The sequence below is a fragment of the Leifsonia sp. EB34 genome, assembly GCF_041260585.1.
Taxonomy (GTDB): domain Bacteria; phylum Actinomycetota; class Actinomycetes; order Actinomycetales; family Microbacteriaceae; genus Leifsonia.
On record NZ_JBGCCV010000002.1, the window covers coordinates 654,929 to 680,261 of the forward strand.

Below are 25,333 nucleotides of genomic sequence, written 5' to 3' on the forward strand. Positions count from 1 at the left end.
TTCGCCGAATTGCATTCCGGGCAGAGAGGGCTGTAATGGGAGCAAACGACGTTGTCTTGCTGGAAGACATGGTCGAACGATCGCGCCGGGAGACCGAGGGTTTCAATGCTGCCGAACAGGAGGCGTACTTTGTTTCCTGGCACTACTTGAGCAAATATCGGCCCAGTCACGACGACGTCCTGTCTGGAATTGTTGACGGCACACGTGATGGTGGCGTGGACTCAATTCACCTATTCGCCAACGGCTATTACCTTCGTGACGGCGTAAATGTTGGTGCACTTGGGAGAAATCCTCAATTGGATCTGGTGCTAATACAAGTGAAGAATACGCGCGGCTTCGGGGAGGGCGCGGTCGATAAGTTGATCGTTCACCTGCCGAAACTCCTCGATTTCGCGCGCGACGAGCAGGCCCTGGCGAGACAATTCAATCCACGGATCATTGAGATTACGCGTCGCTTTCTTGACACCTATCGTGCAATGGACATGCCAAGACTCCGGATCTCAGTAGCGTTCGCAGCTCTGAAGGCGGAGCAAATTCATGCAAACGTCGAGTTGAAGGCTCAACAACTCGAAGAGACGCTTAAAACCTGCTTTGGAAATTGCGAGCCGGCTGTCCATCTACTTGACGCAGCGAGCATTGCGAACCTTGCTCGCGAGAAGCCGCCTGTGACGGCGGAGCTAACACTGGCCGAAAATCCCATCTCCACGGATATGTCCGGTGGCTATGTTGGGCTCGTAAAACTCTACGACTACCAGAAATTCATTACGGATGAGACGGGGAAGCTCGACGCTTCGCTCTTTGATGCGAATGTACGCGACTACGACAGTGAATCCGGCGTGAATAAGAGCATCCAAGAGACTCTGAGCACGCAGGATCGCGATGTCGACTTTTGGTGGCTGAACAATGGTGTCACCATAGTTGCCGATCGGGTCCAGCCCGCAGGGAAGCTCTTGCACCTGGACTCGCCGCAAATTGTGAATGGGCTCCAGACATCCCATGAGATCTACAAGCAAGGTTCGTCTCGTGAGTATCCGGAAGATCGCGGCGTATTGGTCAAGGTAATTCAAGCGGATGACGACCTTGTCAAGGATCGGATTATTCGTGCAACGAATAGCCAGACCATTCTGGGTCTGAGCTCTTTGCGCGCGACTGATCGCGTGCAGAGAGAGATTGAGGAATACCTCAGGATCAAGGGGCTGTATTACGAACGGCGAAAGAATTACTACTACAACCGCCAGATTCCGCTGAAAGACCTAGTTTCGATTGATCAGATGGGGCAGGCGGTTCTCTCGACGCTAGTTCAGGCGCCGCATGTTTCTCGAGGCGAGATCTCGAGAATTTTTCAGGATGAAATATATAACGTAGTTTTTGGCGGCTTCAACCCAATGGCGGCGTACTACTCGTCGATCTCTATCGTGCGGGCATGCGAACGATTCCTGAGAGAGAACCGGAACACTCAGGGTCAGGTGGATGATTACGTTTTCCACCTCTCGATGGCGGCCACCATTGCGATAACTCGAAAGCGAGAGCCTAGTGCTCGGGACCTCGCCTCGATTGATGAGGTGCCCTCCCATGAGCTGCTTGCCGAGCTGATGGAACTCGTTAAACAAGCTTTCGCGATCACCGCGAGAGAGACCAGGGAAATTCTCTTCGACAAGCTTGCGAAGGACCCTCGCGCCACTCGCGCTGTCGGCAACCAAATGGGGCGCTATCTGGCGTCGTCCCGGCGGCGACCAGATACTGCCAGCATGCGCTGAGGGTTTCGCCCGTTCCCGAGGAGCGAATTCGCGACTGACTAGGGTGAGTGGGCAGGCAGAGAGCCGCTTTCCGCGGCGTCGAAGCTGAAGCCTATCGGCGGTCGAATGGCATGGAGAGCCGACGCAGTTGATGTCTCGGCGAAGCGCCGAAGCCGCGGCGGATTGGCAGTTGACCGTGTGCGCTCGACAACGGTTAGATTTTTGAGTCGAAGCGCGGACCCCTGGGTCCTAATACTCGGCAGCGACGTGGGCCACGACTGCCTTGCCGCGCTCCTCGAGCAGCGATATCGCGGCGACTGCAAGAGCGGAATCGATCGGCCATTTTGTTCCCGTCGACGGATCGAAATCCGATTCATGCGCGATTTGGTTGCGGCGACGAACAATCACGTCCAGCGATGTCTTCAGATGTGCCGCCTGGCCGGTGTCGCCCGCGGCAGCTGATAGCCATAACGGGCGTGCTGATATCAGTCGCACAGCGTCGGCAATGTCCTTCGAAAATTGCATTGTCCACCGGCCATGCGCCAGTCGCAGCGCCAGTTCGATCTCGTTGAGCGCTGATATGTCGCCGCCGTACCACCGGCGATAGAGGTCGGCCGAGACAGGTAGCTGCGCCTCGACTGTCGGGCCCAGCCCCTGTAAGTGCAAGAGAATGCCAGTACGAACGACTGAGTGAACGCAAGTATCGAGCGCCGACACAGCCGCTAAGAGGCTGTGACGATATAGGTCCCGCAAGTCGAGGGCGGGTGCCCGAGGCGCGAGGCTATCGGCGATGCCGACCATGTCCCGACAACCGGCAATCTCGGACACGAAAACGGCCGAGACTTGCGCGAATTCAGGCCGCATCTTCGCTTGTTAGCGCGACGATTCGCTCGGCTAGTTCTTCGAAAACGACGCGAAAGCTCTCGATATTCTCTTCAGTGATATCCCACGCCGCCCCACCGCGTTGCACTTGTTCCTGCGTTAGCGAGAAGACGGGAGTCTGCGTTGCCTGGCTACTGGCAATCAGGGCGTTGAAGTCAGAGATGCTAGCGATTCGGTACAGTGCGTCTTCGTCGGAATTCTGCGCATACTGATCCTTTTCGAGAAGCGCGTTCATCTTCTCGAGCTGAGGAATGAGCGCGTCACTCATTATGGCGTCGATCTTTTCAAAATATGCGCGGAAGGCCCTAGCTGGCGTGCCCGCACGCGTGCGATACCTCTGCACGATCGTCCCCAGAAACTTCAGCTTGGGCGGGTCGAGCGGATAAGCAGCCTCCTGGAAAATTTCCATGGCTGAGGCGCGAGTGAGCCAGCTGTGCCAGCGTGGCAAGACTCGTGAAAGCGAGTCCAACGCCATCACACTGAAAACGTCGGGCGTTGTCGGGATGATGAGGTAGTCCGCCGTCATCACGATGTTCTGGTTGATCGCCCCGAGCCCTGGACTTAGATCAAGGATCACATACTCGACATCAAGCTTCGCCGCAGTGATCTCATACAGTTTGCGAATGGAACCAGGGAGGTTTTGAAGGGCTTGGATGCTGCCGCTCAACTCCTGAGCGAGTCCCATCTGAACCTCGTACTCTGCTAGTCCAACGTGTCCCGGGAGAAGGAACAGGCCGTCCCTGCCGTCGACCTCGACACAGTCAACGGGAGCCAGGGGCACAGGTTGGGACTCGAACGCGGGCCTCAATGCGGCCTTGAGGTTTCGTGTCGGCTCTGCGCTGTAGAACTCCTCGAGATCGGTGTGGCTGTTGAAGCCCATCACCATTCCCGTCAGGTTGCATTGTGGATCAGCGTCCACCAGCAGCACGCGGCGTCCGCGTTCTGCGAGAATCCACCCCAGGTTGAACGCGGTGGTGGTCTTAGAAACCCCGCCTTTGTTGTTGAACATGGCGATACTCTTCATAAAGTCTCCTGCGTCGCTGACCGGCGGGGCGTCCCTGCAACATATCATCGGGTAGGTCACATGCTTTGGCGGAATTGCGATCGAGGCCATAGGGACCTCCAATCGCGACGCGGTGCAGTTCCGTCACAGTGGGGCCCATTGAGCGGCGTGGCGGAACTCGGCGTCGACGTCTAGGCATCCCCGCCGCTCACCACCCCAGTGACCCAGGCACCCCCTTGAACGGCCCGACGACGCCACTCGTGATCCAGCCCCCGTAAAACCCTCCCGGCTGCGGCCTCACGACCTCGCCGTCGACCGTGCACTCGTCCATCTGTTGCGCGTAGACGGCGACGCGGTCTCGGAGCGGCTCGAACCCGGGCGAGGGATGGGGGTAGTTCCACGCGCTCGCGGACCGCACCTCGCCTCCGCCGCGCACGTCGAGATATCGTGCGGTGCCCTTGAACTCGCAGAACGACGAACCGTCGGCGTCGGCCAGCGCGCCGGCTGCGAAGTCCGCTATCGGGAGGTAGTAGACCGGCGGATGGCTGGTCTCCAGCACCCGGACGACGTCTCGGGTTTCGACGATGAGCTGGCCGCCCAGACGGATCGTGACAGGCGCGGCGACGCGCTCGATGCGCGGCGGCCTCGGGTAGTCCCACACGGACTCCTGTCCGGGTCCGGGGATCTCGGGGCGCGGTCGGGGCACCTGTTCACTCTACGTCCGCGGTGCTTCACTGGAGTATGGCCGCATCGCCGATGTTCCCGCTCGGATCAGTGCTGTTCCCGAGCGTGCTCGTCCCGCTGCGGGTGTTCGAGCCGCGGTATCTCACGTTGGTCGGGCGTTTGCTCGACGAGGTCGAACCGGGGTTCGAGTTCGGCGTCGTCCTCATCGAGCGGGGATCCGAAGCCGGGGGTGGCGACCAGCGCGCTTCGGTCGGGACGATGGCGCGGCTTGTGAGCGCTGCCGCGGGTGCCGAGGACCTGCTCATCGTCGGCGTGGGGACCCGGCGGTTCACGGTCGAGCGCTGGGTCGACGAGGACCCGTATCCCCGGGCCGAGCTCTCGATTCTGCCGGAGCTGGAGTGGTCCGAGGCGCTCGCACCCCTGCGGACCGAGGCCGAAGCGGTCGTCCGCCGCGTGATCGCCCGCGTCGCGGAGCCGGAGTCGGATGCCGGCGTCGAGCTTGCGGACGATCCCGTCGCAGCCGTCTGGCAACTGGCGGCGATCGCCCCGCTGGGCGAGTACGACAGGTACACCCTGTTGAGGTCGACATCGATGGGCGGTCTCCTGCGTCAGCTGATCGATCTGACGCTGGAGGCCGAGGAGCTCTGGGCTGCTGGGTGAGGTCTGCGTCGTGGTCGCGGTCGTCGCTGCCTGGCCGGGCTGGTTGCACCGAGGGCGTCCGCGGACAGCTCAAGACGCAGCTCAAGGTGGTCACCCCGGCGCCGGCGGCCACTTCTGGAGCGTCAGCTCTTAGTTTTCGACGGTGACGAGGGTGTCTACCTGTGCCCAATAGAACATCGTTGAGACCACGTCGAGGCCGACGTGGACACAACAGTGGGAGCCCTGCGTCGTGTAGAGCGGGCTGCCGAGGGGGAAGGTCTGCCATGACGCGTCGTGGAAGCCGCAACCGCCGACGGTGAAGGGCATCCAATACTGGACCGGGTCATTCCACTGGCCGTTCACATCGCCGCCGGAGAGCACCGTGTTCTGGGCCTTGTCCAGGATGTGGAAGGTGCCGGTCGGAGTCGAGTCGTCCACGTTCGCGATCGCTGATGCGCCGGTGGTGACGGGCCCGTCTGTGAACAGCGCTTGACCGTCGCACGCATACAGGTGCTGCTGGCTGATGCTGACGATGATGTGCTTGACTCCGGGCTGGTTTCCCGCGCAGGCCGGAGAGACTGCCGGGGCAGGAGGCTGCGCCGGGAGGGCGATGGATACCGCGACCGGGAGTGGTGCGGCAGCCACCGGAACCGATGTGTGTTTCGGCGTCGGTTTCGGGGTGGTCGCTACGACACTGCACCCGACCAGGGCCGCCAGGAGTGAGGTCGCTCCGGCGAGTGCTGCACTTCGTCGCAGGTTGATCATGAAATTCATGTGAGTGTCCTCGCGAGAGCTCATGCGTACGCTCAAGAATCAACCTGTCCGTGCTCGACGTCAAGTGATTGAGACGTTCTCCGGGATTCTTCGGTGTTCCCGCCCCACCCCCATGAGAGCGACGACAGGTCGCGCCGGTGGCAGCGGCGTGTTGCGGCGTGGGCCGTCGTCTCGCAGGTTAGCGTCGATGAACGGGGTCGCCGTCGGCGCCTCCGCACACCCCCGCTCGACCACGATTCGGATACCGAATGCTTCCAGGCCGCCCGGCACTGTCGCCCTCCGCCGTTCGCGGCTGGAGGCTGGTCGCGATCTGCGTCGTCGTCGCTGTCATCGCCGCCTGGGGCGGGCTGGCCGCCCCGAGGGCGTACGCGGACAACTATCCGTCCTGGGCCGACGTGCAGGCGGCCCGCTCCAACGAAGCGGCCAAGCAGGCCGAGGTCACGGCGATCACGAACCTGGTCCAGACCCTCAAGACGCAGGTCAAGGCGGCCGAGGATCTCGCCATCCAGCGCGGGAAGGAGAACGAGGCCGCGCAGGCCGCGCTCGCCGTCGGCAAGGACAAGGCCGACCGCCTCGCCGCCCGGTCGACGGCACTGAAGGCCACGGCGCAGGCGTCGCACCACGAAGCCGCGGTGGTCGCCGCGAAGCTGGCCCGCTCCGGTACTACGGACCTCACGGGGACGCTGCTCACCAGCAACTCCAGGGATGCGAGTGCGCTGCTCTCCCGCCTCAGCAGCATGGGCAAGCTGACCGCCACCATCAACGGCATCTACTCCAAGGCGGCGCAGGACGACAACCTGGCGAAGGCCGCGAGCGACCAGGCCACCGCCGCCAAGAACGAGCTCACCGTGCTCGCGGCCAAGGCCCAGGCGGAGGCCGAGAAGGCCGCCGCGGCCCAGAAGCAGATGATCGCGGCGCTGCAGGCGGAGACCGCTCACGAGGGCGAGCTCCAGGCGCAGCTCACGTCGCTCACGAGCGCCACGGCGATCACCGAGCAGCAGTATCAGGCGGGGGTCGCCGCCCGGGCTGCTGCCGCCGCCGCAGCAGCCGCGGCAGCCCGCGCGCGCGCCCGGTCCGGCGACGCGGGGCCGATCTCGTCCGACGCCCAGGCCCTCGCGCAGGAGCTGATGGGCTACGTCGACTCGGGACAGCTCGTGGGTTCCTATCCCGACCACATCTTCGAGATCCGCTGGATCGCCGAGGGGCGCTCCGTTCCGAACTGCGGCATCGACACCTCGGTGCTCCAGGCGATGGTGATCGCCGAGCACATGTTCTCGAGCGTCGGCGTCAGCGACATCAACCGGCGCTGCACCGGCCAGATCGAGGGAGCCGGGATCTACTCCCAGCACTACATGAACGGCGGCGGCCACGCCGTCGACTTCTACAGCCTCGGCGGCCAAGGCACCGACGGGGCCGACAGCAACGCGCTCGCCCTCATCCGGACGCTCGACAACTTCATGCCGTACGGCTCAGGGCTGGGGCAGCGGCAGTGCCGCCAGAACGCCGGCGACGAACCGGGACTGCGCCACTTCCAGGACTTCTACGACACCTGCAACCACCTGCACGTCAACGACCCGATGTGACGGGCGACGCCCTCTGAGGCTTCGGGCGTACAGTTCGGGCCATGAAGGTGCGCGTGCCGAGCCGGTCGTGGCGGACCCTGCTCACCTTCGGCATCCTCTATTGCGTGATCGGGGCCATGGAGATCGTAGCGAGCGTGCTGTCGCTGCGGTCGCACACCGGAGGGAGGCAGGTCCTCGATTGGGTGCTCGGTGCGGCGTTCGTCGTGTTCTTCCTCGTCGGCGTGGCCACGATCGTGTTGGCGCTCGTGCGACGTCGGGCCTCGAACCGGACAGCGGGCGCTGATGATGAGTAGAGAGTGGCGCGAGTGAAACGCGACTGGTCGACGGCCTTGTCATGGCTGCTCTATGTGGTGGCGGCGCTCTGGCTTGCGTCGGCCATCTACGACGTCGTCGGCGGTCGATCGTTCGCGTTCCCGCTTCTCATGGCAGTGTTGTTCGGTGTCCTCGGGACTCTCTGGAGGATCCTGCGCAGCCAGCGGCCGGAGCTCTAGGGCGGCACCGCGCGCCCCGCCCGAAGGAGATCCGGGTGCGACACGGCGCAGACCTCCTTCCAAACACCCTCGGGAAGGAGATCCGCGGCCGACTTTCCTTCCGGCGTCGGCTACGGCTCCGTCGTCAGTGGCGGATCCCCGATCACCGTGTGCAGCCAGATCCAGCTCCCGTTCGCGCTTCCGCGCACCAGGTCGACGTGCACCGTCTCGTCCGGGGCGATCGGCCCCACCCCGACGTGCAACGCCCGCGCCTGCGGTGTGTCCAGCGTCCACGTCTGCGCCACGACCCCCGCGTTCGCCGACGCCTCCACGGTCAGCACGGCATCAAGGTCGAGGAAGAACGGCGTCACCGCCCAGGCGAGGTCGTAGGAGCGCGTCTCCGTGATCCCGAAGTCGGCCGGTGTGAAGCGCACCGAGACGCGGAACCAGTCCGGCGACTGGCTGGGGTGCACATCCCACGAGTAGAAGAAGGCCGGGTTCAGGTCCGGCGCGAAGAGGACGTCGCCGGTCGCGACGGCCGACGGCAGGGTGAGGTCGACGCCCGTGCCGAGGGTGCGGGCGGCATGGCCGGCGTCGAGGGCGGCGATCGTGCCGGGGTAGTGGCCGAAGCCGGGGAGCCCGCCGAGCTGGCCGCGGAGGCGGTCGGCGAAGTCGGCCAGTTCGGCGCGGCCGGGGCGCCGGGTCGCGCCCGATGAGGAAGGGATGCTGTTCATGGTGCCGCACCATACGCCGCCGCGGCGCCCGCGGGGATAGGCGGGCGGGACCAAAAACGCGGCGCTCAGAACTCCCGAAGCACCGTCGCCTTCGGCCCCGCCACCAGCGTCCCCGCGGGCACATCCTCCGCGACGACCGCCCCCGCCGCGATCACCGCGTCCCGGCCGATGCTGACGCCGGGGAGGATGGTCGCCCCCGCCCCGATCCACACGTTCTCGGCGACGTCGATCGGGCCTCCGGTCAGCCAGACGCGGCGGTCCTCCACATCCACCGGATGGCCGACGGTGATGAAGGTGACCCGCGGCGCCACCATGACGCGCGGCGCGAGGCGGATGCCGGCGTAGTCGAGGAACGTGCAGTTCTGGTTGATGAACACCCGCTCCGACAGTTCGAGGTTCAACCCGTGGTCGGTGAAGAACGGCGGGTAGATCGTCACCCTCTCCGGCAGCGGGCGGCCCAGGATCTCCGCGAACAGCGCCGCCTTGCCCGCCTCGTCGTCGAACGGCAGGACGTTCAGCCGGGAGGTCAGCTCGGTCGCCCGCAGCACGCGCTCCGACATGGCCTGGAACTCGGGGGAGTGGATGCGCATCAGGAGGTCGCTCGGCATCCCACGATCCTCCCTCCGCATCCCGCGCGGGGCGGGCCGGACACGCCCGCGATGTCGGCGCCGGACGGTACGCTGCCCGCATGGCCATCGAGGTGCTCCCCGCGACGGGCCGCTGGGACGATTTCGCCGCGTTCATGGTGCCGCGGAAGGCCGGCGCCGGCGGCTGCGTGTGCATGTCGTACCGGGACGCCCGCCTGTCCATGCCGGAGCGCGTCGACTACATGCGCCACGAGTGCTCGACCGAGCCCGGACCGGGGGTGCTGGTCTACGCGGACGGGGAGGTCGCCGGCTGGTGCTCGGTCGCGCCGAAGTCCACGTACCGGCGGCTGATGAACTCGCGCACCATCCCGCATCTGGACGAGGAGCTCGACCCGTGGTCGATCGTCTGCTTCGTGGTGCGCGGCGGGTTCCGCAAACGCGGGCTGATGCACGACCTCCTCGACGGGGCGGTCGAGCACGCACGGGCGTCGGGGGCGCGGCTGGTGGAGGGGTATCCGGTCGAGACGCGCGGCGAGCGGGTGGACGTGATCAGCGGGTATGTCGGCACGGTCGAGCTGTTCGAGAAGCACGGGTTCGCGCGGGTGCGGGAGACGGATGCGCACTCGGGCGGGGCTGTGCGGTGGGTGATGCGGCGGGAGGTGGGGTGAACCCCCGCAACACGCGCGACGGCCGCCGACCCGGAGGGGCCGGCGGCCGTGTGCGCCGAGAGAGGACGGAGGCGTCACCCCCGGCTGATCCGCCGCCGGTAGATCGCGGTGGCGAACCCGTACGCGACCACCAGGATGCCGACGCACCAGGCGAGGGCGATCCAGATGTCGCCGGTGACCGGCTGCTGGGCGAACAGCGCCCGGATGGTGTCCACGATGGGTGTCACCGGCTGGTGCTCGGCGAACCAGGCGACCGGGGCCGGCATGGTGCTGGTGGGGACGAACGCCGAGCTGATGAACGGGAGGAAGATCAGCGGGTAGGCGAACGCGCCCGCGCCGTCCACGCTCTTCGCCGACAGTCCGGCGATCACCGCCACCCAGGTCAGCGCCAGGGTGAACAGCACCAGGATGCCCGCGACTCCCAGCCAGGCGAGCACGCTCGCTCCGGTGCGGAAACCGATCAGCAGCGCCACCAGCACCACCAGCACGACCGAGATCATGTTGGCGACCAGCGAGGTGAGCACATGCGCCCAGAGCACGCTCGACCGGGCGATCGGCATGGACTGGAAGCGCTCGAAGATGCCGCCCTGGAGGTCCATGAACAGCCGGTACGAGGTGTACGAGATGCCCGACGCGATCGTGATCAGCATGATCCCGGGGAGCAGGTAGTTCACATACGAGCCCGAGTCGGGGCCGGTGTTGATGGCCCCGCCGAGGACGAACACGAACAGCAGCATGAGGGCGATCGGCACGATGGTCACCGTGATGATCGTGTCCAGGCTGCGCGTGATGTGCTTCATGGACCGCCCGGTGAGGACGGTGGTGTCCGAGACGAAGTTCGCGGTGGACATCAGGACTCCTTCGACGGCTGCGTCTCCGCGGCCGCGGGTTCGGTGGAGGATGAGGAGGGCGCGGCGGCCGAGGCCGGCGGTCCGACGATTGCGAGGAACACGTCCTCGAGGCTGGGCTGCTTCTCCACGTACTCGACCTGCGTTGGCGGGAGGAGCTGCTTGAGTTCGGCGAGCGTGCCGTTGGCGATGATGCGGCCCTCGTGGAGGATCGCGATGCGGTCGGCGAGCTGCTCCGCCTCGTCCAGGTACTGCGTGGTGAGCAGCACCGTGGTGCCGCGGCCGGCGAGGCGCTTGACCGTGTCCCACACCTCCAGGCGGGCCTGGGGGTCGAGGCCGGTGGTCGGCTCGTCGAGGAAGACCACCGGTGGGTTGCCGATGAGGCTCATCGCGATGTCGAGCCGGCGGCGCATGCCGCCCGAGTAGGTGCCGACCTTGCGGCCTCCCGCGTCGGTGAGCGAGAAGCGCGCCAGGAGCTCGTCCGCGATGCCGCCCGGGTTCTTCAGGTGGCGGAGCCGGGCGACCAGGATGAGGTTCTCCCGGCCGCTCAGGATCTCGTCCACAGCGGCGAACTGACCGGTGAGGCTGATCGAGTCGCGCACGTCATCCGGCTTGCGGGCCACGTCGAAACCGTTCACCGTCGCCGTACCCTTGTCGCTCTGCAGCAGGGTGGAGAGGATCTTCACCGCCGTGGTCTTGCCTGCCCCATTCGAGCCGAGGAGGGCGAAGATGCTGCCGGGCTGGACGTCGAAGTCGACGCCGCGCAGCACATGCACGTCCTTGTAGGACTTCTCGAGGCCGCGCACCTGGATGGCGGGGGCCGTGGTCGTGCTCATGAGTTCTCCTCCTGCTCGCGTTCGGCCGCCTCGACCGCTTCGGTGAGGCGAGCGCGCTCCTTGTCGATCCAGCGGGTGCCGACGTACGCCGCGGCGAAGGCCTCGGCGAACTCGACCGGGTCGTCCCCGACGATGTCGCGGACCGGGCTGCCGTCGGCGGCGGCGCGCTCCCACAGCTCGACGAAGTCGGTCATCATCGTGAGGATGGTGTCGCCGTCGACGATCCCGCCGTTGTACATGAGGTAGCGGTTGAGCGCTTTCGCGACGCCGTTGTACGGGTCGGGGAGGGCGTCCAGCCGGCTCTTGATCTGCCGGTACTGCTTCTTCTGCTCGAGCGATCCGGTGACCAGCTCGATCCACTTCGGTGCCATGTCAGTTTCCTCCGTCTCGGAGCTGTTCCAGTCGTTCTGCGAGGAAGCTCCACGTCCTCCAGAACTCGTCCAGGTATTCGCGTCCCGCTGCGTTGAGCGAGTACACCTTGCGCGGCGGCCCCTTCTCCGACGGGACCTTCTCGACATCCACGAGGCCCCGCTGCTCCACCCGGACGAGCAGGGCGTACACGGTGCCCTCGGCGATGTCCTCGAAGCCCTGGTCGCGCAGCCACGAGGTGATCTCGTACCCGTACGCGGCCCGGCTCGACAGGATGGCGAGGACGATGCCCTCGAGCGTGCCCTTGAGCATCTCCGTGGTCTGTTTTCCCACGACGCCCTCCTAACTACTCAGTGCTGTTGACTACCACTAGATAGTAACGCCGAGTACCGGTAGATAGCAACACTGAATAGTGATTTTCTTTCGCAGGGGAGAAAGCGCGCCGACACGGGCGGAATCTCCTTCCCAGTGCCATTGGAAAGGAGATTTGGAGCAGAACTCCTGTGGATGGTCAGCGCCCCGAGGAGCCGAGCACCTCATCCACGAAGGCCGCCGTCGTCGCCACCACCAGCTCGCGCACGTCGTGCGCGGTGAGGGGGGACGCCTTCAGGGTCTTCATCCCGTGGTCGGCGCCCGCGACGGGGACGATCCGCACGTTCCCGTGGTCGCCGGGCATGGCGGCCAGCTCGGTGCGCAGCAGCTCCGCGCCGCCGAAGGTGTCGCGGTCGCCTTGGAGCACGAGCACGGGGACCGTCGGCGTCAGCAGCTCGTCCAGCCGCGTGACGTCGGGACGGCCCGGCGGATGGAGCGGGAAGGCGAGGCACACCACCGCGGCGGCCCCCGTCTCGGCGGCGGTGCGGCACGCGACGCGCGCTCCGGCGCTCCGGCCGCCGGCGATCACAGGAACGCCGGCCGCGAGCTCCGCGACGACGGGTGCGGCCTCCAGCCAGGCGGCGTCCAGCGCGGGCGGCCGGGAGGCGACCTTCATGCCGGCGACCCGCCACGGCTGCTCGAAGCGCGCGACGGTGACGCCGAGCGCGGGCAGCTCGGCCGCGAGTGCAGCGAGGTCGGCGGCGCCGATGCCGCCGCCTGCGCCGTGGCCGAGCCAGAGCAGGGCGCGGGGATGCTCCGCGGGCGCGACGACGAGCCGGCCTGGTCCGGCGGCGGTCGGAACGTCCACATCCACGACTCGAACGCTAGCGGGTGCGGTGGTCCGCCGCATCCTCGAACCGGCGCTGCCCGGCGGGGCGGCGTCGCGCGTCGATATAATCAGTCTTGGGTCGACACTTGCGAGTACGCAAATGTATTCGGCTGTGTCGTCACTTCTGAGACTGGAGTCCGCGGATGAGTCTGACCAGCATGATGGGCGTCGAGGTGCCGGTCGTCCTCGGCCCGTTCGGCGGGATGTCATCCGTCGCGCTGACGGCGGCGGTGAGCGACGCGGGAGGCCTCGGCTCGTACGGACTGTACGGGTACGACGGTGACCGCATCCGCGCGGTCGCCGCCGAGTTGCGGGAGGCCACCGGCCGTCCGGTCGCCCTCAATCTGTGGTTGCCGCACCGAGAGCCCGGCGAGTCAGCCCCGGCCGACTTCGACCGCGCCGAGTTCGATCGCGCCGTGGAGGGGATGGCCGGGCTCTTCGCGCAGGCCGGTGTGCGGCCTCCCGAGTGGCCGGTCGCGCCGCTGCCGGACTTCGAGGAGCAGCTCGAGGCCGCGCTCGACGCGCGCCCCGCCGCCCTGAGCTTCGTGTTCGGCGTGCCGGCGCCCGACGTGATCGAGGCGGCGCACGCGCGTGGCATCCGCGTGATCGGTGCGGCAACCACCGTCGCCGAGGCCCGGGCACTGGAGGCCGGCGGCGTCGACGCGATCGTCGCGTCCGGCGCCGAGGCCGCGGGGCACCGGCCGTCGTTCCTCCTGCAGTCCGAACGCAGCCTCGTCGGCGGCCTGTCGCTGATCCCGCAGGTGGTGGACGCGGTCAGCGTGCCCGTGATCGCTGCAGGCGGCATCGCCGACCGGCGCGGCGTCGCGGCCGCGTTCGCGCTCGGCGCGTCGGGTGTGCAGGTGGGGACGGCGTTCCTCGCGACCGCGCAGTCCGCGGCCCCCGCGATCCACCGCCAGCGGATCCGCGGGGCGCTCGCGAGCGACACCGTGCTGACGCGGGCGATGAGCGGCCGGCTCGCGCGCGGCCTGCCGAACCACGCCGTCCGCGCGATCGAGAGCAGCGGGGCCGGGGCGACCTTCCCGCTGCAGAACATCCTCACCGGCGTCTTCCGCCGTGCCGCGTCGGCCGCAGGGCAGCCCGAGCTGCTGTCGCTGTGGATGGGGCAGAGCGCCGGGCTCTCCCGGATCGAGGATGCCGCGGACGTCTTCGCCGAGCTCGCCGCCGGGGTTCCCGACGACGCACGCTGAGCCGCGCGACCGCGATGGTCCGTGCCCGCGCTGACGGGCGGACGCGCCCGACTGATCCCTAGCTCCCCGGCGGACCCTAGATCCCTGCAGCCCCGGGAAGCAGCAGGGTGAACCGCCCGTCCGCGCTCGGGAGGTCGCCCGCCGCGCTAGCGAACGCACGGAACGACGCCGCGGCCGCGTGCCGCTCGGCCGGCTCCATCTCCGCGAGCACCTCGGCCAGGGCCGAGCGCCGGTGGCCGATCACGCGCTCGACGAGCGCGCTGCCCTCCGGGGTGAGGGTGACGCGGACGAAGCGGCGGTCGGCCGGGTCCTCCGTCCGCTCGACCAGTCCCAGCCGCACGAGCTTCTCGCAGGTGCGGGTGGCGTTGGACGCGTGCACGCCGAGCTCGGCGGCCACACCGCCGAGGGTCTGCGGTCCGCGGGTGGCGACCATCACGAGCACCCGGAGCTGAGGCGAGGTGACGATGTCCTCGACTTCGGACACCGAGCGGGCGGCGACCCGCATCATCACGTCGGCCGCCTGGAGGGCGGCGTCGACGTCGTCGGCGTGCTGTTCTTCGTGGTCCACTCTCCAGTTGTACCGTGCATCCCCGGGCTCGCGCACCAGCGCCGGTCCCGGGACGGGCGCCGTGGGTTCCGAGCCCGACGCGCGAACACGCTCCGAGTGCCCCGCGGCCACTACCGCGCGCGCGGCGAACGAGGGATAATTGCGTTGTCGCAACCAAGGAGGCGATCGTCATGGTCGAAGCGAAGGAGCGCGACGGGGTCGAAGGCCGGTACACCCAGGCCGAGCCCGAGACGGCCGAAGAGCGCGTCGTACACGGTCAGTACACCGAAGGAGAGGGGCACCTCGGCCCCGACACGGAGGTCATCGGAGTCTACGTCGGCTCCGAGCGCGAGAGCACCCCGCCCCTCGTGCGAAGCACCCATCAGCGGAGCGGGAACTACCCGAAGGCGCAGCACGAGGAAGGAGGGGAGGACGAGGAGCTGCCCGCCCAGTGATGAGCCGAGCCTAGGAGGTCGCGGCCTCCGGGGCACCCCCGGGCGCCCCTCCCGGCCGCGACCGCCGCGCGAACACCAGCAGGCACAGGTGCACGACCGCCAGCGCGCTCGCCACCCCCACGGCCGCCAGCCAGCTCGCCGGGGTCGTCCCCGTGCTGAACAGCAGCCCGAGCACCGTCGTCGCCACGATCGCGCCGACGTAGCGCGAGGTCTGGAAGATGCCCGCGGCCACGCCCGCGTCCTGCGGCCTGGCCGCGGCGTAGAGCGCCTGATTCATCCCGATGCTCACCACGCAGTACGGGATACCGAGGGCCGCGGTGATCAGCAGCACCACCCACGGTGCCGTGGTCGCGGCCGCGAAGCCGAGCAGCACCGCCCCGACGATCAGCGCCGCGGCGCCGGTGAGCAGCGTCGGCCGCAGCCCCACGCCCTCGATCGCACGCGCGGCCAGGGGCGTGACCGCGATCGTCACCGCCGCCAGCGGGAACATCAGCAGCCCGGTTACGCCCGCCGAGTAGCCGCCGTGCTCCTGGAGGTACTGCGGGAGGCCGAAGAACGCCGAGTAGTAGACCGTGTTGAACACCGCGAAGCACAGGTAGACCATCAGCAGCCGGTGGTTCGCGCCGAGCAGCCGCAGGTCGAGGAAGGGGTGCGCTGTGCGCAGTTCCCGCCAGACGAACAGGGCACCCGCGATCGGCACGACCGGCAGCAGCCACCAGAGCGGCTGCGGCCGCAGGTCCAGCAGGAACACCAGCAGTGCGGTCAGCGTCGTGATGAAGAGGAGGATGCCGGGCACGTCCGACTCCGCCACCACCCGGCGCAGCGGCACGCGCTCGCGCGGCGCGTCCCGGGGTGCGAAGAACCGGACGCCGACGAAGGCGAGCAGCGCGAGCGGCACGTTGACCCAGAAGATCGCCTGCCAGCCGAGGAAGGTGACCAGCGCGCCGCCCAGCACCGGGCCGATCGCCGCGCCCGACGTGTTGGCGATCTGGATGCGGCCGAGCAGCCGCGGCGTCCCCACGCGGGTGTGCGCCGAGACCGTCCGGAGCATCGCGATCGCCGAGGGGAACGCCGTCGCGGTCCCCACCGCGAGCGCGACCCGGCCGGCGCAGACGGCGGCGAACGACGACGAGAACGGGGTGAGCGCGCACGCCAGCACGACGACGAGCATCCCGAACAGGAACAGCCGCCGCGGGCCGAACCGGTCGGCGAACCGTCCCATCAGCGGCTGCCCGGCGGCGGAGGCCAGGTAGAAGGAGGTGATGACCCAGGTCACTGTCGTCACGGTCACCTGGAAGTCGCGCTGCAGCGGCACCAGCGCCACCGCGATCATCGAGGAGTTCAGCGGGTTGAGCAGAGTGCCCAGGCTGAGGGAGGCCACCGCCCAGCCCGTGCGGGCGTTGTCGGGCGGTGCGTCGGTCACCCGTCCACCCTACGCGGGGCGCGCGCGGCGGCCGGTGCCGGACGACCTCCGGTTCCCGGCGGCCCGTCAGCCGGCGAGGTCGGCCGTGGTGAGCGGGATCGTCGAGCGGTACGGGTAGGCGGGCATCGACGAGAACTCCTGGTCGTCGTCCAGTTCGTAGACGTCGTAGGCGAGGGCGCCGGCGAAGAGGGTGGCGACGCGGATCTCGCCCGGTGGGCACCCGCCGATCAGCGGCACGACCACGACACTGTCCAGGGTGCGGCCGTCCTCGTACAGAAGTGCCGCTTTGATGGTTCGCGTGAGAGCGTCCATAGGCAGACGTTACGCCGCGCCGATGCGACATCTTGACGGCGCGCGGGTGGACGGCGAAAGTGTGATGCGGAGTGGACGTGCCGGAGAGGACACCATGGGAACGCTGATCTATGACGGAGCCGACGGCTTCACCTTCGACGACCGGGTGCTCGCACATCTTCAGGCGGTGATCGCCACGAAGCTGCGGCGACGCGAGGGATTCCTGCTCATCTGGGCCGACCGCACGGGCGGCACCGAGCCGACGCTGCGCTCGATCTGGCTCGACCCGTCCATCAGCCTCCAGTTCGCCTTCACGCACCCCACGCTCCCCGAGCTCAACCGGGACTGGCTCGCGATCCTCACCGAGAAGGCCAACGGCAATGCCGGCCTGATGCTGGAGGACGCGCTCCGCGCGGAGATCCGCGAAGAAGTCCCCGCGGGCAGCTACCGCGAGTCGCGCGCGAAGAAGCAGGCGGACTGAGATGGGCAAACTCGTCTACGGCGCCGGGCGCGAGTACGAGTTCGACGACCGGACACTCTCGCACGTCAAGATCGCCCTGGTCACCAAGCTCCGCCGCCACGAGAGCTTCCTGCTGAACTGGGAGGTCCCGGTCGAGCAGGGCGGCGGCCGGATGAGTCTCTGGATCAGCCGCGAGATCCCGCTGGCGTTCGTGTTCAACGGCTCCCGCCCGCCCGCGCTCAACGAACGCTGGATGGAGGCGCTGCTGCAGACCAGCCAGCGCACCGGCGGCATGGTGATCATGCCGGAGGACTCGGTGGAGGGCGGGGGAGCGGCCGAGCACTGAGGGTCCCGCTGAGGGGCGAGCGCTCAGGGGCGCCTGGGCGCCCGCTGCGAGGCACTCTCACCGGGCGTGGACCGGCCTACCATCGAAGCATGGACAAGGTGGAGGGCCGGCTCGGCACTCGTGCCGAGCGAGCGGCGGAATGGCTGGACGCCAAGCTGCTCCCGGTCCTCGGTCCGCCTCCGCTGGGCCCCTACGGCCAGGAGGCACCGAGGACGGAAGCTGCGACGTGCCCGCTGTGCGGCAGCCGGATCGACGAGCACAGGAGCGAACGCGACCACGGTCACGCGTTCCTGATCTGCCCGCCGCCCGCGCGGACGCAGATGCAGATCGAATAGGCGACCGGGATGGAGCGCTTACGGCGCGGCCGCGAGCGTCAGGGGGAGGTGTGCGCCGGGCGCCTGACCGACCCAGTCTGAGCGAACCCGCACACGAGCGGCCCTGCGCCATCCCGCCCCTCGGGCATAGGCTCGCCCCATGCGCCACGGTTACGAGTCCCCCGAGGAGCCCGTCGGTCTGAATCCCGTGTTCTCGCGGCCGGGGGAGGCGACCGAGTTCGCGCGGTTCACGCTCCCGGACGGGGAGTCGCTGCCCGAGACCGCTTTCCAGGTGGTGCACGACGAGGCCATGCTCGACGGAAACGCGCGGCTGAATCTCGCCACCTTCGTCGGCACCTGGATGGAGGACCAGGCCGGGCGGCTGTACTCGGAGGCGGTCGACAAGAACATCGTCGACAAGGACGAGTACCCGCAGACCGCCGCCATCGAGACGCGGTGCTGGCGGATGCTCGCCGGGCTGTGGAACGCGCCGAAGCCGGAGCGGTCGATCGGGACCTCCACCATCGGGTCCTCGGAGGCGTGCATGCTGGGCGGTCTCGCGCTCAAGCGGCGCTGGCAGCAGCGGCGGCGCGCGGCCGGGCTGTCCACCGAGAAGCCCAACCTCGTGATGAGCGCCGCGGTGCAGGTGTGCTGGGAGAAGTTCTGCAACTACTTCGAGGTGGAGCCGCGGTTCGTGCCCATCTCGCTCGACCACACGACGCTCGACGGCGAGGGGCTCGACGGGTTCGTGGACGAGAACACCATCGGCGTCGTCGCGATCATGGGGGTGACCTACACCGGGATGTACGAGCCGGTGCAGGCGATCAGCGACGCGCTCGACGCGATCCAGAAGAAGACCGGGCTGGACATCCCGATCCACGTCGACGGCGCGTCCGGGGCGATGGTCGCGCCGTTCCTCCAGCCCGACATCGTGTGGGACTTCCGGCTGGAGCGGGTCGCCTCCATCAACACGTCCGGGCACAAGTACGGGCTCGTCTATCCCGGCATCGGTTGGGTGGTGTGGCGGGAGGCCGACCTGCTGCCGGAGGAGCTGATCTTCAAGGTCAGCTACCTCGGCGGCTCGATGCCCACGTTCGGGATCAACTTCTCTCGCCCCGGCGCCCAGGTGCTGCTGCAGTACTACCAGTTCCTGCGCCTCGGGTTCGACGGCTACAAGCGCGTGCAGACCGCCTCCCGGGACGTCGCCCGCTACCTGGCCGACGAGGTGCGGGGGCTCGGACGCTTCGACATCTGGACGGACGGCAGCGACATCCCGGTCGCGGCGTGGCAGCTGAAGGCCGACCACGACGCGCCCTGGACGCTCTACGATCTGTCGATGCGGCTGCGGACGCGCGGCTGGCTGGTGCCCGCCTACCCGATGCCGCAGGCGCTCACCGACGTGACGGTTCAGCGCGCGGTGGTGCGCAACGGGCTCAGCCGCGACCTCGCGGGCGGCCTGGTGGACGCGATCCGGGCGAGCGTGCAGGAGCTCGACGAACTGAAGGCCCCGATGCCGGGGCCGGACCGGGTGGCGTTCCACCACTGAGCGGTGGAGCTCGGAGCAGCGCGGAGCGATGCCGCGACCCCAGCTCCGAGGGAGCCTGCGACCAAGGTCCCGTCATCACGGCAGCAGCGCGATCTTCCCTCCCGGGTGCCCCTCGGCGAGGAACCGCAGCGCCTCCTGAGCCTCCGCGAGCGGGTACGTGCGCGCGATCGGGACCTGAAGCCGACCCTCCGCCGCGAGCGCCAGCAGTTTCGGCCGGACCGCGTCGCGGAAGGCGGCGCTCTCGGGCTGCGCGCCGAAGATCGCGTGGAAGCCCTCCTTCTCGGCACGTTCGGAGGCCACGATGGTGACGATGCGGTCGCGGTCCTCCACCAGCTCGAGGGAGACGTCGATCGCCTCGTCGGTGCCGACCGTGTCGAGCGCGGCGGCGATCGGCCCCTGCGCGGCCTCCCGGACCCGGTCGGCGAGGCCGGGACCGTAGGCGACGGGAATGCCGCCGAAGCGCCGCACCCGGGCGAAGCTGCCCTCGCTCGCGGTGCCGATGACGTGCGCGCCGAGCTCGGCGGCCTGTTGCAGGACGCTCACGCCGACCGCGCCGGACGCGCCGTGCACGAGGATGGTGTCCCCGGCGCTCACGTGCGTCACGTCGAGCATCTGCGCGGCCGTCGCACCGGCCAGCAGCAGGTTGGCGGCCTCCTCGTCGGAGAGCGCGGCCGGCTTGGCGAAGACGTCGGCCGCCGGCACGGTGACCTCGGTCGCGTACCCGCCTTGGATGCGGAACGCGACGACCGCGTCACCCGGCGCGCCGCCGCCCGAGGCGAGCTCGGTGCCCGGGCCGAGCTCCACCAGCTCGCCCGCCGCCTCGTAGCCGATCGGGACCGGCAGTTCGAGGCCCGGGCGGGGAGCGGCGACGTGCTTGTAGTCCGCCGGGTTGACGCCGGCGGCGCGCACGCGGATGGTCGCCTCGCCCGGTCCGGGACGCGGGACCTCACGCTCGGCGAACGTCCACGTGTCGGGGGAACCCCACTGCTCTGCCAACCACACTCGTGCCATGCCGCCCAGTCAACGCGGTGAGCCTGGGTGGGCGCTCAGGATCGCGCGGGCTCAGGCCGTGGGCGCTCCTGTGCGACCGTGGCCGAACCAGGATGCCCCGCGCCCGACCCACAGCGGCAGCGCGATCGCGACCGCGAGCCCCATCGAGAGGATGCCGGCGACCGGCTGCGTGGTGAGCGCCGTGTACAGGCCGACGCCGAGGTGCACCACGCTCGCGAGCAGCACGATCACGCGCGCCAGGTCCGCGCCGCGGAAGACGCCGAACCCGACCGCGATGTACGCGATCGCGACGATCAGGTAGCCGATGGTGGAGACCAGGATGTTCCCGGTCTCGCCGGCGGGGAGGATGCCGCGGATCGCCGCGAGGACGATCAGCAGCACGCTGAGGATGAGCTCGACCGTCCCGACCAGCCAGCAGAGGACGGCGACCGCGGTGACGACGGCGGGACGATCCGCGTTCCCGGTGCCACCCTCTGCCGGGGTCATGACGCCGAGACCGTGTCCGAGGCCTTGCCGCTGTGCCGGACGCGCCGCGACCGGGCCGGGGCCAGTCGCAGCACCTGGGCGGTGGAGCTGTCGTCCAGCTCGACCAGGTAGTTGCGGGATTTGATGAAGTCGCTGAACGACCGGTAGCCGAGCGCCTTCTCGCTGAAGGACGGGTCCATGCGTTTCATCTGGCTCTTCACCGACGAGGAGTGCAGCCACTCGGTGTCGTCCTTCTCGTGGCCGAGCTGCATCGCCCGGGCGAGGAGGCGGGTGGCGACGACCTGCGGGTCCTCGGCGGTCTCCTCCTCGGCCTCCGGCTCGGGCTCGGCGGCCTTGCGCTTGCGGGCGGGGCGCTTCGCGGGCTCCTCGGGCTGGTCGGTCTCCGCTTCCGCAGCGGTGGAGGTCGCAGTGGAGCGGGAGGAGCGGCGACGTGAGGAGGCGGCGGGCGCGGCCTCCGGAACCGCCTCGGTCTCCTCGCCGACCGTCGCACCGACGGTCTCCGCCGCAGCGGCGTCGGTCTCGGCCGCCTCGTCGCGGGCGATGCCCGGGAGGTCGTCGTAGCTGACGAACTCGTCGCACGCCGCCGCCAGCGAGCGCGCGGTCGAGCCGGCGACGCCGATCCCGATCACGTACCGGCCGAGGCGCTTGATGCGCTGGGCCAGCGGGATGTAGTCGGAGTCGCCCGCCACGATCACCACGTGGGTGAGCTCGGGGAGCCGGAACAGGTCCTCCACCGCGTCGACGGCCAGGCGGATGTCGGCGCCGTTCTTCGCGTAGGCAGCGGCGGGGAAGAGCTGCACGAGGTCGACGGCGCGGCCGACGAGCTGGCCGCGGTACTCGGCGTTCACCGCGGCGGACCAGTCGGCGTAGGCGCGGGTGAGCACGAGGGTGCCGAACGACGACGCGAAGTCGATGACCGCGCCGAGGTCGACGCGCGCCTCCGCGAGCTTCGCCACGAAGGCCGGCTTGGGCTGGGTGCCCGACTTCTGCCGGTCGCGCATGAACGACCCGCGGCCGTGCACCTGGTCGTAACGGGAGATGACGATGTTGTCGAAGTCGATATAGACAGCGACGCGGCCGTCCCCAGGTTCACTCATGCTGTCACGATATCCCGGGGAGGGCTCGACGGCCCGGTCCCATTCCGTCCGGGCGGCAAGAGGGGGCGCGACACGCCGCTCGCCGGTGGGCTGAGCGGCGTGTCGTGCCCGGTGCCGGGAACAGGCGTCAGCGCGTGTAGCGGTCGGCGACCGTGAGGGCGACGTCGATCGCGGCGAGGCCGCGGCGGAGCTCGTCCTCCTCGATCACCAGCGGCGGGGCGATGTGGATGCGGTTGAAGTGGGTGAACGGCCAGACGCCCGCCGCCTTGCACGCCGCGGCGACCTCGCCCATCGGGGCCGCGTCGGCGCCGGAGGCGTTGAACGGCACCAGCGGCTCGCGCGTCTCCCGGTCGCGCACCAGTTCCAACGCCCAGAACAGGCCGCGGCCGCGGACCTCGCCGAGCGACGGGTGCCGTTCGAGCCAGGCGGTGATCTCCGGCTGCACGACGCGCTCGCCGAGGTCGCGCACGCGCTCCAGGATGCCGTCGCGCTCGAACACGTCGAACGTCGCGACGCCCGCCGCGCAGGCCAGTGGGTGGCCGGAGTACGTGAGGCCGCCCTGGAACGACACGTCGTCGAAGAACGAAGCGATCGCGTCCGAGATGACCACGCCGCCGAGCGGGACATACCCGGAGTTGACGCCCTTCGCGAAGGTGATCAGGTCGGGCACGACGTCGAACGCGTCTACCGCGAACCACTCGCCGACCCGGCCGAAGCCGACCATCACCTCGTCGGCGATGTAGACGATGCCGTACTTGTCGCAGAGCGCGCGCACGCCGGCGAGGTAGCCGGGCGGCGGCATCAGCACGCCGTTGGTGCCGACGATCGTCTCGAGGATGATCGCGGCGACCGTGGCGGCGCCCTCCAGCACGATGACGCTCTCCAGGTGCTCCAGCGCGCGCTGGGTCTCCTCCTCCGGGGTGGTGGAGTGGAACGCCGAGCGGTACAGGTACGGGCCGAAGAAGTGTGCGACGGACGGGTCGCTCGGCTCGTTCGCCCAGCGCCGCGGGTCGCCGGTCAGCGAGATCGCCGTCGCCGTGCCGCCGTGGTACGAGCGGTACATCGACAGCACCTTGCGGCGTCCGGTCACCCGGCGGGCCATCCGCACGGCGTACTCGTTGGCGTCCGCGCCGCCGTTGGTGAAGAACACCCGGTTCAGCGTCCCGGGCGCGACGCGGGCGATCCGGCGCGCGAGCTCGCCGCGCACGTCGTTCGCCATCGAGGGCTGGATGGTCGCGAGCCGGCCGGCCTGCTGCTGGATGGCGGCGACGAGGTCCGGATGCTGGTGGCCGAGGTTCAGATTCACGAGCTGCGAGCTGAAGTCGAGGTACGCGTTGCCCTGGTAGTCCCAGAACGTCGAGCCCTCGCCCGCGGCGACCGGCAGCGGGTCGATCTGAGCCTGCGCGCTCCAGGAGTGGAAGACGTGGCTGCGGTCGTCGCTGCGCACCTGGGTCTCGGCGTCCGCGTCCCCGAAGGAGTGCGAGACGCCGCGGCGGTCGGTGAAGCCCGTGCGGGCGGCGGTGCCGATGGTGTCGGTCATGGAGGTGACTCCTTTCGGGAGGGCTTCAGGAGTTTCCGGGGAACGCGAGCTCGATCTTCGAGTGCACCGGATCGGGCCAGCGCGTCGTGACGACCTTGCTGCGCGTGTAGAAGTGGAACGACTCCGGGCCGTAGATGTGCGAGTCGCCGAACAGCGAGTTCTTCCAGCCGCCGAACGAGTACGCGCCGATCGGGACGGGGATCGGGACGTTGATGCCGACCATGCCGACCTCCACGTCGAACTCGAACTGGCGGGCCGCGCCGCCGTCGCGGGTGAACAGCGCCACGCCGTTGCCGTACGGGTTGGCGTTGATGAGCGCGACGGCCTCGTCGAAGGTGTCGACGCGGACGACCGAGAGCACCGGTCCGAAGATCTCGTCGTCGTAGACCGCGGTGCCCGGCTTCACGTGGTCGACCAGGCTGACGCCGACGAAGAAGCCGTCGGTGTCGAACTCCTGGGCGGTGCCGTCCACGACGACCGTCGCGCCCTCGCTCGCGGCCTTCGCCACGTAGGAGGCGACCTTGTCGCGGTGCTCGCGGGTGATGAGCGGGCCCATCTCGCTGGCCGGGTCGGTGCCCGGGCCGATCGCGAGCGAGCCGAGCCGGCGCTGGATGGCCGGGACGAGCCGGTCGCCCGCCTCGCCCACCGCGACCAGCACACTGACCGCCATGCAGCGCTCGCCGGCCGAGCCGTACGCGGCGGAGACGGCGGCGTCGGCGGCGGCCTCGATGTCGGCGTCCTCCAGGACCACCATGTGGTTCTTCGCCCCGCCGAGCGCCTGGACGCGCTTGCCGTTGGCGGCGGCGCGCTGGTAGATCGACCGCGCGATCGGCGTCGAGCCGACGAAGGAGACGGCGGCGACGTCGGGGGAGTCGAGCAAGGTGTCGACCGCCTCCTTGTCGCCGTGGACGACGTTGAGCACGCCGGCCGGCAGGCCCGCCTCGGCGAACAGCTTGGCCAGGAAGACCGACGCGGACGGGTCCTTCTCGCTCGGCTTCAGCACGACGGTGTTGCCGCAGGCGATGGCGCTCGCGACCATCCAGAGCGGCACCATCACCGGGAAGTTGAACGGGGTGATGCACGCGACGACGCCGACCGGCTGCTTGACGCTGTGCACGTCGACGCCGGTGGAGACCTGCTCGCTGTACTCGCCCTTGAGCTTGTCGATCAGGCCCGACGCGAACTCGACGTTCTCGAGCCCGCGCGCGATCTCGCCCGCGGCGTCGGAGAGCACCTTGCCGTGCTCGCTCGTCACGATCGCGGCGAGCTCGGAGCGGCGCTCGGTGAGGAGGTGGCGGAGCCGGAACATCACGTCGGCGCGCTTGGTCAGGCTCGTGGCGCGCCAGCCCGGGAGGGCGGCCTTCGCCGCGGCGATGGCGGCCTCGGTCTCTGCGGCGCTGGCGAGTACGACATCGTGCTGCCGCACGCCGGTGGCCGGGTCGAAGACGGGGCCGAGGCGGGCCGGGTCGCCGGACTCCTGGCCGTTCACGAAGTGGCGGATGAGGGCCACGGGATCCTCCTGGTGGTGCGGCGCCGGACGGAATGCCCGGCGGGGAAGTAGGCTTGCAATTCCCATGATCACAGAGCGGAGCACC

At 68.8% G+C, this 25,333-nt stretch carries 31 protein-coding genes; 12 read left to right on the forward strand and 19 right to left on the reverse strand.

Annotation, left to right across the window (positions count from 1 at the left end; genetic code table 11):
• Window positions 1-35 precede the first annotated feature (35 nt).
• Window positions 36-1,757 (forward strand): AIPR family protein, encoded by a 1,722-nt coding sequence (locus tag ABIA36_RS12600; RefSeq protein ID WP_369962746.1) that lies wholly within the window; start codon window positions 36-38, stop codon window positions 1,755-1,757.
• Between the two features lie 228 nt (window positions 1,758-1,985).
• On the opposite strand, the gene ABIA36_RS12605 is transcribed toward ABIA36_RS12600, so the two are convergent.
• The 3 genes from ABIA36_RS12605 to ABIA36_RS12615 form a co-directional block, all read right to left on the reverse strand.
• The gene (locus tag ABIA36_RS12605) at window positions 1,986-2,453 is read right to left on the reverse strand and encodes a hypothetical protein (protein ID WP_369962748.1); all 468 of its coding nucleotides are present in this window, start codon (window positions 2,451-2,453) and stop codon (window positions 1,986-1,988) included.
• Window positions 2,454-2,589: 136 nt separating this feature from the next.
• Complete coding sequence (locus ABIA36_RS12610; RefSeq protein ID WP_369962749.1) at window positions 2,590-3,642, reverse strand: ParA family protein; 1,053 nt, start codon at window positions 3,640-3,642, stop codon at window positions 2,590-2,592.
• 187 nt (window positions 3,643-3,829) lie between these two features.
• Window positions 3,830-4,327: a DUF427 domain-containing protein gene (locus ABIA36_RS12615; RefSeq protein WP_369962750.1), complete on the reverse strand. Its 498-nt coding sequence runs from the start codon at window positions 4,325-4,327 to the stop codon at window positions 3,830-3,832.
• Window positions 4,328-4,362: 35 nt separating this feature from the next.
• Between ABIA36_RS12615 and ABIA36_RS12620 the strand changes: the two genes are divergently transcribed.
• Window positions 4,363-4,965 carry an LON peptidase substrate-binding domain-containing protein gene (locus tag ABIA36_RS12620; protein WP_369962751.1) on the forward strand — a complete coding sequence of 201 codons (603 nt, stop codon included), beginning with the start codon at window positions 4,363-4,365 and terminating at the stop codon, window positions 4,963-4,965.
• A gap of 129 nt (window positions 4,966-5,094) precedes the next feature.
• On the opposite strand, the gene ABIA36_RS12625 is transcribed toward ABIA36_RS12620, so the two are convergent.
• Window positions 5,095-5,589, reverse strand: coding sequence for a L,D-transpeptidase (locus ABIA36_RS12625; RefSeq protein ID WP_369962752.1), 495 nt, complete (start codon window positions 5,587-5,589; stop codon window positions 5,095-5,097).
• Window positions 5,590-5,966: 377 nt separating this feature from the next.
• Between ABIA36_RS12625 and ABIA36_RS12630 the strand changes: the two genes are divergently transcribed.
• The 3 genes from ABIA36_RS12630 to ABIA36_RS12640 are packed head-to-tail and all read left to right on the forward strand — an operon-like array spanning window position 5,967 to window position 7,792.
• Complete coding sequence (locus ABIA36_RS12630) at window positions 5,967-7,301, forward strand: coiled-coil domain-containing protein (RefSeq protein ID WP_369962753.1); 1,335 nt, start codon at window positions 5,967-5,969, stop codon at window positions 7,299-7,301.
• 41 nt (window positions 7,302-7,342) lie between these two features.
• A complete protein-coding gene (locus tag ABIA36_RS12635; RefSeq protein WP_369962754.1) occupies window positions 7,343-7,594 on the forward strand; it encodes a hypothetical protein in 252 nt (83 codons plus the stop codon).
• A 12-nt stretch (window positions 7,595-7,606) separates the two neighbouring features.
• Window positions 7,607-7,792, forward strand: a complete 186-nt coding sequence (locus ABIA36_RS12640) for a hypothetical protein (protein ID WP_369962756.1) — start codon at window positions 7,607-7,609, stop codon at window positions 7,790-7,792.
• A gap of 110 nt (window positions 7,793-7,902) precedes the next feature.
• Here the strand turns inward: ABIA36_RS12640 and ABIA36_RS12645 are convergent, their stop codons facing one another.
• On the reverse strand, window positions 7,903-8,505 hold the full coding sequence (locus ABIA36_RS12645; protein WP_369962757.1) for a hypothetical protein: 603 nt from the start codon (window positions 8,503-8,505) through the stop codon (window positions 7,903-7,905).
• A gap of 65 nt (window positions 8,506-8,570) precedes the next feature.
• Entirely contained in the window at window positions 8,571-9,113 is a 543-nt protein-coding gene (locus ABIA36_RS12650; protein WP_369962758.1) for a DapH/DapD/GlmU-related protein, read from the reverse strand.
• Window positions 9,114-9,193: 80 nt separating this feature from the next.
• Between ABIA36_RS12650 and ABIA36_RS12655 the strand changes: the two genes are divergently transcribed.
• Entirely contained in the window at window positions 9,194-9,760 is a 567-nt protein-coding gene (locus tag ABIA36_RS12655) for a GNAT family N-acetyltransferase (protein ID WP_369962759.1), read from the forward strand.
• 74 nt (window positions 9,761-9,834) lie between these two features.
• On the opposite strand, the gene ABIA36_RS12660 is transcribed toward ABIA36_RS12655, so the two are convergent.
• The 5 genes from ABIA36_RS12660 to ABIA36_RS12680 form a co-directional block, all read right to left on the reverse strand.
• Window positions 9,835-10,611 carry an ABC transporter permease gene (locus ABIA36_RS12660; RefSeq protein WP_369962760.1) on the reverse strand — a complete coding sequence of 259 codons (777 nt, stop codon included), beginning with the start codon at window positions 10,609-10,611 and terminating at the stop codon, window positions 9,835-9,837.
• Window positions 10,611-11,444 carry an ABC transporter ATP-binding protein gene (locus tag ABIA36_RS12665; RefSeq protein WP_369962761.1) on the reverse strand — a complete coding sequence of 278 codons (834 nt, stop codon included), beginning with the start codon at window positions 11,442-11,444 and terminating at the stop codon, window positions 10,611-10,613. The genes ABIA36_RS12660 and ABIA36_RS12665 overlap by 1 nt, the downstream gene beginning before the upstream one ends.
• Window positions 11,441-11,815: a DUF1048 domain-containing protein gene (locus ABIA36_RS12670; RefSeq protein WP_369962762.1), complete on the reverse strand. Its 375-nt coding sequence runs from the start codon at window positions 11,813-11,815 to the stop codon at window positions 11,441-11,443. The genes ABIA36_RS12665 and ABIA36_RS12670 overlap by 4 nt, the downstream gene beginning before the upstream one ends.
• 1 nt (window position 11,816) lies before the next feature.
• Entirely contained in the window at window positions 11,817-12,146 is a 330-nt protein-coding gene (locus ABIA36_RS12675; RefSeq protein ID WP_369962763.1) for a PadR family transcriptional regulator, read from the reverse strand.
• 178 nt (window positions 12,147-12,324) lie between these two features.
• The gene (locus tag ABIA36_RS12680) at window positions 12,325-12,999 is read right to left on the reverse strand and encodes an alpha/beta family hydrolase (RefSeq protein WP_369962764.1); all 675 of its coding nucleotides are present in this window, start codon (window positions 12,997-12,999) and stop codon (window positions 12,325-12,327) included.
• Window positions 13,000-13,157: 158 nt separating this feature from the next.
• Between ABIA36_RS12680 and ABIA36_RS12685 the strand changes: the two genes are divergently transcribed.
• Complete coding sequence (locus ABIA36_RS12685) at window positions 13,158-14,222, forward strand: NAD(P)H-dependent flavin oxidoreductase (RefSeq protein ID WP_369962765.1); 1,065 nt, start codon at window positions 13,158-13,160, stop codon at window positions 14,220-14,222.
• Between the two features lie 76 nt (window positions 14,223-14,298).
• Here ABIA36_RS12685 and ABIA36_RS12690 read toward each other — a convergent pair whose 3' ends face one another.
• Entirely contained in the window at window positions 14,299-14,790 is a 492-nt protein-coding gene (locus ABIA36_RS12690; RefSeq protein WP_369962766.1) for a MarR family winged helix-turn-helix transcriptional regulator, read from the reverse strand.
• Between the two features lie 170 nt (window positions 14,791-14,960).
• Between ABIA36_RS12690 and ABIA36_RS12695 the strand changes: the two genes are divergently transcribed.
• Window positions 14,961-15,224, forward strand: coding sequence for a hypothetical protein (locus ABIA36_RS12695; protein ID WP_369962767.1), 264 nt, complete (start codon window positions 14,961-14,963; stop codon window positions 15,222-15,224).
• A 10-nt stretch (window positions 15,225-15,234) separates the two neighbouring features.
• Here ABIA36_RS12695 and ABIA36_RS12700 read toward each other — a convergent pair whose 3' ends face one another.
• Both ABIA36_RS12700 and ABIA36_RS12705 read right to left on the reverse strand, forming a co-directional pair.
• Window positions 15,235-16,647 carry an MFS transporter gene (locus ABIA36_RS12700; RefSeq protein WP_369962769.1) on the reverse strand — a complete coding sequence of 471 codons (1,413 nt, stop codon included), beginning with the start codon at window positions 16,645-16,647 and terminating at the stop codon, window positions 15,235-15,237.
• A gap of 66 nt (window positions 16,648-16,713) precedes the next feature.
• The gene (locus tag ABIA36_RS12705) at window positions 16,714-16,959 is read right to left on the reverse strand and encodes a hypothetical protein (protein WP_369962771.1); all 246 of its coding nucleotides are present in this window, start codon (window positions 16,957-16,959) and stop codon (window positions 16,714-16,716) included.
• 94 nt (window positions 16,960-17,053) lie between these two features.
• Here ABIA36_RS12705 and ABIA36_RS12710 point away from each other — a divergent pair, with 94 nt between their 5' ends.
• The 4 genes from ABIA36_RS12710 to ABIA36_RS12725 all read left to right on the forward strand — a co-directional run bounded on the left by ABIA36_RS12710 (window position 17,054) and on the right by ABIA36_RS12725 (window position 19,604).
• Window positions 17,054-17,419, forward strand: a complete 366-nt coding sequence (locus ABIA36_RS12710; protein ID WP_369962772.1) for a hypothetical protein — start codon at window positions 17,054-17,056, stop codon at window positions 17,417-17,419.
• A gap of 1 nt (window position 17,420) precedes the next feature.
• Window positions 17,421-17,744 (forward strand): hypothetical protein, encoded by a 324-nt coding sequence (locus ABIA36_RS12715; RefSeq protein ID WP_369962773.1) that lies wholly within the window; start codon window positions 17,421-17,423, stop codon window positions 17,742-17,744.
• Window positions 17,745-17,833: 89 nt separating this feature from the next.
• Window positions 17,834-18,079 carry a hypothetical protein gene (locus ABIA36_RS12720; RefSeq protein WP_369962774.1) on the forward strand — a complete coding sequence of 82 codons (246 nt, stop codon included), beginning with the start codon at window positions 17,834-17,836 and terminating at the stop codon, window positions 18,077-18,079.
• 139 nt (window positions 18,080-18,218) lie between these two features.
• Window positions 18,219-19,604 (forward strand): glutamate decarboxylase, encoded by a 1,386-nt coding sequence (locus ABIA36_RS12725; RefSeq protein WP_369962776.1) that lies wholly within the window; start codon window positions 18,219-18,221, stop codon window positions 19,602-19,604.
• Between the two features lie 75 nt (window positions 19,605-19,679).
• Here ABIA36_RS12725 and ABIA36_RS12730 read toward each other — a convergent pair whose 3' ends face one another.
• The 5 genes from ABIA36_RS12730 to ABIA36_RS12750 all read right to left on the reverse strand — a co-directional run bounded on the left by ABIA36_RS12730 (window position 19,680) and on the right by ABIA36_RS12750 (window position 25,248).
• Window positions 19,680-20,615, reverse strand: coding sequence for a zinc-binding alcohol dehydrogenase family protein (locus ABIA36_RS12730; RefSeq protein ID WP_369962777.1), 936 nt, complete (start codon window positions 20,613-20,615; stop codon window positions 19,680-19,682).
• A gap of 51 nt (window positions 20,616-20,666) precedes the next feature.
• Window positions 20,667-21,101, reverse strand: coding sequence for a hypothetical protein (locus ABIA36_RS12735; RefSeq protein WP_369962778.1), 435 nt, complete (start codon window positions 21,099-21,101; stop codon window positions 20,667-20,669).
• Entirely contained in the window at window positions 21,098-22,198 is a 1,101-nt protein-coding gene (locus ABIA36_RS12740; RefSeq protein ID WP_369962780.1) for an NYN domain-containing protein, read from the reverse strand. The genes ABIA36_RS12735 and ABIA36_RS12740 overlap by 4 nt, the downstream gene beginning before the upstream one ends.
• Window positions 22,199-22,325: 127 nt before the next feature.
• Window positions 22,326-23,738 (reverse strand): aspartate aminotransferase family protein, encoded by a 1,413-nt coding sequence (locus ABIA36_RS12745; protein WP_369962781.1) that lies wholly within the window; start codon window positions 23,736-23,738, stop codon window positions 22,326-22,328.
• A 25-nt stretch (window positions 23,739-23,763) separates the two neighbouring features.
• On the reverse strand, window positions 23,764-25,248 hold the full coding sequence (locus ABIA36_RS12750; protein ID WP_369962782.1) for a CoA-acylating methylmalonate-semialdehyde dehydrogenase: 1,485 nt from the start codon (window positions 25,246-25,248) through the stop codon (window positions 23,764-23,766).
• Between the last annotated feature and the right edge of the window lie 85 nt (window positions 25,249-25,333).

What these genes read in the sequence shown, in the direction of transcription:
- ABIA36_RS12660 (WP_369962760.1), bottom strand. Translation starts at nt 10,611, where the DNA reads ATGTCCACCGCGAACTTCGTCTCGGACACCACCGTCCTCACCGGGCGG.
- ABIA36_RS12710 (WP_369962772.1), top strand. Translation starts at nt 17,054, where the DNA reads ATGGGAACGCTGATCTATGACGGAGCCGACGGCTTCACCTTCGACGAC.
- ABIA36_RS12620 (WP_369962751.1), top strand. Translation starts at nt 4,363, where the DNA reads ATGGCCGCATCGCCGATGTTCCCGCTCGGATCAGTGCTGTTCCCGAGC.
- ABIA36_RS12610 (WP_369962749.1), bottom strand. Translation starts at nt 3,642, where the DNA reads ATGAAGAGTATCGCCATGTTCAACAACAAAGGCGGGGTTTCTAAGACC.
- ABIA36_RS12715 (WP_369962773.1), top strand. Translation starts at nt 17,421, where the DNA reads ATGGGCAAACTCGTCTACGGCGCCGGGCGCGAGTACGAGTTCGACGAC.
- ABIA36_RS12670 (WP_369962762.1), bottom strand. Translation starts at nt 11,815, where the DNA reads ATGGCACCGAAGTGGATCGAGCTGGTCACCGGATCGCTCGAGCAGAAG.
- ABIA36_RS12720 (WP_369962774.1), top strand. Translation starts at nt 17,834, where the DNA reads ATGGACAAGGTGGAGGGCCGGCTCGGCACTCGTGCCGAGCGAGCGGCG.
- ABIA36_RS12745 (WP_369962781.1), bottom strand. Translation starts at nt 23,738, where the DNA reads ATGACCGACACCATCGGCACCGCCGCCCGCACGGGCTTCACCGACCGC.
- ABIA36_RS12655 (WP_369962759.1), top strand. Translation starts at nt 9,194, where the DNA reads ATGGCCATCGAGGTGCTCCCCGCGACGGGCCGCTGGGACGATTTCGCC.
- ABIA36_RS12725 (WP_369962776.1), top strand. Translation starts at nt 18,219, where the DNA reads ATGCGCCACGGTTACGAGTCCCCCGAGGAGCCCGTCGGTCTGAATCCC.
- ABIA36_RS12600 (WP_369962746.1), top strand. Translation starts at nt 36, where the DNA reads ATGGGAGCAAACGACGTTGTCTTGCTGGAAGACATGGTCGAACGATCG.
- ABIA36_RS12645 (WP_369962757.1), bottom strand. Translation starts at nt 8,505, where the DNA reads ATGAACAGCATCCCTTCCTCATCGGGCGCGACCCGGCGCCCCGGCCGC.
- ABIA36_RS12740 (WP_369962780.1), bottom strand. Translation starts at nt 22,198, where the DNA reads ATGAGTGAACCTGGGGACGGCCGCGTCGCTGTCTATATCGACTTCGAC.
- ABIA36_RS12665 (WP_369962761.1), bottom strand. Translation starts at nt 11,444, where the DNA reads ATGAGCACGACCACGGCCCCCGCCATCCAGGTGCGCGGCCTCGAGAAG.
- ABIA36_RS12630 (WP_369962753.1), top strand. Translation starts at nt 5,967, where the DNA reads ATGCTTCCAGGCCGCCCGGCACTGTCGCCCTCCGCCGTTCGCGGCTGG.
- ABIA36_RS12705 (WP_369962771.1), bottom strand. Translation starts at nt 16,959, where the DNA reads ATGGACGCTCTCACGCGAACCATCAAAGCGGCACTTCTGTACGAGGAC.
- ABIA36_RS12635 (WP_369962754.1), top strand. Translation starts at nt 7,343, where the DNA reads ATGAAGGTGCGCGTGCCGAGCCGGTCGTGGCGGACCCTGCTCACCTTC.
- ABIA36_RS12730 (WP_369962777.1), bottom strand. Translation starts at nt 20,615, where the DNA reads ATGGCACGAGTGTGGTTGGCAGAGCAGTGGGGTTCCCCCGACACGTGG.
- ABIA36_RS12650 (WP_369962758.1), bottom strand. Translation starts at nt 9,113, where the DNA reads ATGCCGAGCGACCTCCTGATGCGCATCCACTCCCCCGAGTTCCAGGCC.
- ABIA36_RS12685 (WP_369962765.1), top strand. Translation starts at nt 13,158, where the DNA reads ATGAGTCTGACCAGCATGATGGGCGTCGAGGTGCCGGTCGTCCTCGGC.
- ABIA36_RS12695 (WP_369962767.1), top strand. Translation starts at nt 14,961, where the DNA reads ATGGTCGAAGCGAAGGAGCGCGACGGGGTCGAAGGCCGGTACACCCAG.
- ABIA36_RS12735 (WP_369962778.1), bottom strand. Translation starts at nt 21,101, where the DNA reads ATGACCCCGGCAGAGGGTGGCACCGGGAACGCGGATCGTCCCGCCGTC.